Source organism: Geodermatophilus sp. YIM 151500 (assembly GCF_025716945.1).
Classification (GTDB): Bacteria; Actinomycetota; Actinomycetes; order Mycobacteriales; family Geodermatophilaceae; genus YIM-151500.
Genome location: NZ_JAOVZT010000053.1, coordinates 1 through 433 on the forward strand (window position 1 = coordinate 1; position 433 = coordinate 433).

Below are 433 nucleotides of genomic sequence, written 5' to 3' on the forward strand. Positions count from 1 at the left end.
CAGGTCCGCAGGAACACCATGTCCTCGGCGAAGGCGCGGCGGCACTCGTCGTCGACCATGGCGTGCCCGCCGTACTTGACCACGATCACCCGGCCGCTGAACTCCCGCAGCCACGGCAGCGCCCCGGTGAGGACGGCCGCCTTGACGCGGTCGCCCTCCGGGTCGTAGGTGCGCATCACCCGGCTGCCGCCGATCCGACGGCGCGCCGGTCGGGCGGGCGTCTCGTCGACCCAGATGTTCTCGTCGACTCGGACGCCCGACGGCACGTCGTCCACCCGGGAACCGAACGATGCCTCGTCCACCCGGACTCGGGGGAAGTTCTCCTCGAACCGGAAGCGAGGCGGCACGGGATCCTGCGCTGCACTCGTGTGCGTCGGGATGTGGGCGTTGTCGGTGCTCATGTGGAGTAGGCCGAGTTCTCGTGCACGTAGGC

1 pseudogene is annotated in these 433 nt (G+C 70.2%); it reads right to left on the reverse strand.

Annotation, left to right across the window (positions count from 1 at the left end):
- Window positions 1-401 (reverse strand): annotated as a pseudogene (locus OF117_RS22115) (hypothetical protein); the annotation flags it as partial.
- Window positions 402-433: the final 32 nt, after the last annotated feature.